The sequence below is a fragment of the Arthrobacter sp. genome (genome assembly GCF_030540645.1).
Taxonomy (GTDB): domain Bacteria; phylum Actinomycetota; class Actinomycetes; order Actinomycetales; family Micrococcaceae; genus Specibacter.
This window is the reverse complement of the sequence record NZ_JAUNVV010000048.1, coordinates 22,488-26,168: the sequence shown is the minus strand read 5'-3', so window position 1 is coordinate 26,168 and position 3,681 is coordinate 22,488. Positions and strand designations below refer to the sequence as shown.

The 3,681-nt window shown below is 65.3% G+C and carries 3 protein-coding genes; 1 reads left to right on the top strand and 2 read right to left on the bottom strand.

Translation table 11 applies throughout. The features are described from left to right. Positions 1-14: 14 nt before the first annotated feature. Both Q4P21_RS10255 and Q4P21_RS10250 read right to left on the bottom strand, forming a co-directional pair. A complete protein-coding gene (locus Q4P21_RS10255; protein ID WP_303388676.1) occupies positions 15-1,856 on the bottom strand; it encodes a phospho-sugar mutase in 1,842 nt (613 codons plus the stop codon). Positions 1,857-1,921: 65 nt separating this feature from the next. Then, complete coding sequence (locus Q4P21_RS10250) at positions 1,922-2,743, bottom strand: purine-nucleoside phosphorylase (protein ID WP_303388675.1); 822 nt, start codon at positions 2,741-2,743, stop codon at positions 1,922-1,924. A 213-nt stretch (positions 2,744-2,956) separates the two neighbouring features. Between Q4P21_RS10250 and Q4P21_RS10245 the strand changes: the two genes are divergently transcribed. Continuing rightward, positions 2,957-3,681, top strand: a 725-nt coding sequence (locus Q4P21_RS10245; RefSeq protein WP_303388678.1) for an FAD-dependent oxidoreductase, incomplete at its 3' end; no start/stop codon positions are given.

The following is a 3,681-nucleotide window of genomic DNA, read 5'->3' as shown; positions in this document are numbered from 1 at the left end:
ACGCCGGTGGCCGCCTACTGTCCCAGCGCCGCCTTGATGTCGCGTTCCACGGCAGCCAGTGCGAGTGCGGCTTCTTGGCGTGCGGCGGGGAGCTGATCCAAGCTGGAAACGTCCACGATGACTTCCAAATAGCATTTGAGTTTGGGCTCGGTGCCGCTGGGCCGCACGATCACCCGGGTGCTGTTCTCCGTCAGGTAGAGCAGGCCGTTGGTGGCAGGCAGCTCCGGGGTGCCCGTGGACAAGTCAGTGAAACGATTCACGGGGGAACCGCCGAGGCTGGTTGGTGGCTCCGTGCGCAGCCTGGCCATCATCGCCGTGATCTCGCCAACGTCCTCCACCCGGATGCTGAGCTGACCGCTGACATGCAACCCGTGCCGCAGAGCAAGGTCGTCCAGCACGTCAAAGAGGGTCATGCCTTTAGCCTTGAGCGCAGCTGCCATTTCCGCGACAAGCAGCCCTGCGGACATGCCGTCCTTGTCCCGGACCACGTCCGGGGCCACGCAATAGCCCAAGGCTTCTTCGTATCCAAATGTCAGGCCGGGAACACGCGAGATCCATTTGAAACCCGTCAACGTCTGAACATGGGGGTATCCGTAGCTGGTGGCAATGCGCTCCAACAGGCGTGAGGAAACTATCGAGTTGGCGAACACGGGCTCCGGGGCGGTGGCAGCCTTTGAGCGCTTCTTGCGGGCCCGCATGCCTCCAAGTCGTTCCTCTTTTCTTGCCTGCACACTGCCGCCGCGGGACGCCAGGTGCGCCCCAAGCAGGGCCCCCACCTCATCCCCGTGGAACTTGTGCCACTGGCCCGTGACTGGGTCGGGGGCGCCGATGGCTGCCCTGTCCGCGTCGGGATCATTGGCAAGCACGACGTCGGCACCCACCTCTTGTGCCAGCGCGAACGCCAGGTCCATGGCTCCGGGTTCCTCCGGGTTGGGGAAGGGAACGGTGGGGAAATCAGGGTCAGGGCGGGCCTGTTCGGGCACCGCATGGATGTCTTTGAAGCCGGCATCGCCGAGCACCGCCAAGGCCGTTTCATGGCCCACGCCGTGCATGGACGTGTGCACAATCCGCAGCTTCCGGGACGGGAAGCGGGCCTTGTCGGCCAGTGCCGTCACCGAGGCCTTGTAGCTGTCCAGCAGTTCTGGACCCAGCACCGTCCAGCCGTCAGCGGCGAGCGGGATGTTGCTGGTGTCACCAGCTTGCTCCGTCTGCGACACGGCCGCAATGTGCCGTGCAATCCGGGCATCGTGGGGTGCCACGATCTGTACACCGCGGGCTTCCGGCGCCACGGCCCGGCCGCCCAGGTACACCTTGTAGCCGTTGTCCTGGGCGGGGTTGTGGCTGGCGGTGACCATGATGCCGGCTTCGCAGTCCAGCTGCCGGACGGCAAACGCCAACACGGGGGTGGGGAGGGCCGTAGGAAGCAGGAAGGTTTCAACTCCGGCAGCTGTGAAAATGGCTGCCGTCTCCTGCGCAAACACGCTCGAGTGGTGACGGGCATCGAAACCGATGACGGCGCGCGGACTGTACGGCCCGGCGTCGTGCCTGGCAGCCAAATCGAGAAGGTGCGCCGCCACACCCGCTGCAGCACGGCGCACCACAGTGCGGTTCATGCGGTTGGGGCCCGGCCCCATGGCGGCGCGCAGCCCGGCCGTGCCGAACTGGAGTCCGCCGCTAAAGCGATCTGCCAGATCAGCAGCCGCCGTGGCGTCCGTGGGGGACTGGCCCACCAATTCACGCAACTGCGCAGCCATGGCCGGCTCGGGGTCCGTCCCGGCCCATTGCAGGGCGACCTCACTCAACGCCGCGGACTCGAGGGCCGTGTTTGCTGCTGAACTGCTAGAAGAGTGTTTCATCTGACCAATGTATCTGCAGACCGGGCCAGCATGCAGGACCGGGGCGGCACGCAGGATGGGGCCGGCTAGATTTTTGCGATGATGTCGGCCAGCAGCTGCGAAATGCGCGGGCCGGCGGCAGCACCGGCGGCCAGGACTTCTCCGTGGGACAGCGGTTCCGTGCTGATGCCAGCCGCCAGGTTTGTTACCAGTGACATGCCGAAGACCTCCATGCCGGCGGCCCGGGCGGCAATGGCCTCCAAGGCGGTGGACATGCCCACCAGGTCGGCCCCGATCCGTTTGGCGTACTGCACCTCGGCAGGGGTTTCATAGTGCGGGCCGGTGAACTGCGCGTACACGCCCTGCGACAGGGTGGGATCGACCTCCAACGCAACCGCACGCAGCCGGGAGGAGTACAAATCCGTCAAGTCCACGAACGTGGCACCCTCGAGCGGCGACGCTGCCGTCAAGTTGATGTGGTCGCTGATCAGCACGGGAGTGCCGGGCGTCCACTCCGGATTCAACCCGCCGCAACCATTGGTCAGCACCACTATTTTCGCGCCGGCCGCGGCCGCTGTGCGGACCCCGTGCGCCACGGACCGCACGCCCTTGCCCTCGTAAAAGTGCGTGCGGGCGCCCAATACCAGCACGTTGCGCCCATCGGGCGTGCGCACGGAGCTCAAGCTGGCAACATGCCCCGGGACTGACGGCGCACTGAAGCCGGGCACGTCCTCGGCCGGCACCACAGCTGTGGTTTCACCGATCAGCCCGGCCGCACCGCCCCAGCCTGATCCCAGCACCAACGCCAGGTCGTGCCGTTCAACTCCGGTGGCCTTGGCCAGAAATGCCGCCGCTGATGCTGCCAGGGCTGTAGGGTCCCCGGCCGGAAAAGTGTCTGAGTTGTTCATGTCACAAACATACCTGCCCGTGGCCGATCCTCCCGGGAACTGCGGCTGTTAGGAGGTGACACAGCAGACGAAAGTTGGTACCACACCTTAGATAGGCGAGAATGAACAACTGTGACCAGCGATCAGGATGCCTCCAAGCCCTTTGCCCTTCCCAGCCTTGCGATCCTCGGCGGCGGCCCGGGCGGTTATGAAGCCGCCCTCGTTGCAGCGTCGATGGGTTCCAAAGTGACTATCATCGAACGCGCAGGACTCGGTGGTGCAGCCGTTCTGACGGATGTGGTCCCGTCCAAGACGCTCATTGCCACGGCTGAGGCCATGAATCGCAGTGTTGAATCCACCGAGTTGGGTGTGAGCTTCAAAGCGTCCAAGGGCAACCCCAAGAAGGTCATCAAGGCCGACTTGCTGCACATCAACGAACGCGTCATGCGCCTGGCCCGCGAACAATCCACTGACATCCGCCGCGGCCTTGAATCCTTGGGCGTGAAGATCATCATCGGCACGGGTCGGCTGCTGGATAACCGCACCATTGAAGTGGACCGCGGTGAAACTCACGAGATCGTCAAGGCGGACGCCATCCTCATCTCGGTGGGTGCCCATCCGCGCGAGCTGGCCACAGCTCAGCCTGACGGCGAACGCATCCTGAACTGGACCCAGATCTACGACCTGGACGAGCTGCCCGAAGAACTCATCGTGGTGGGCTCGGGTGTCACCGGCGCCGAGTTCGCCTCCGCTTTCAACGGCCTCGGCTCCAAGGTCACCCTCATCTCCAGCCGCGACCAGGTGCTCCCCGGCGAGGATTCCGACGCTGCCGCAGTGCTCGAGGACGTCTTCGCCCGCCGCGGCCTGCGCGTACTTTCCCGCTCCCGCGCCGAGGCCGTCAAGCGCACGGACGACGGCGTGATCGTCACCTTGGGGGACGGCAGCACCGTCACCGGCTC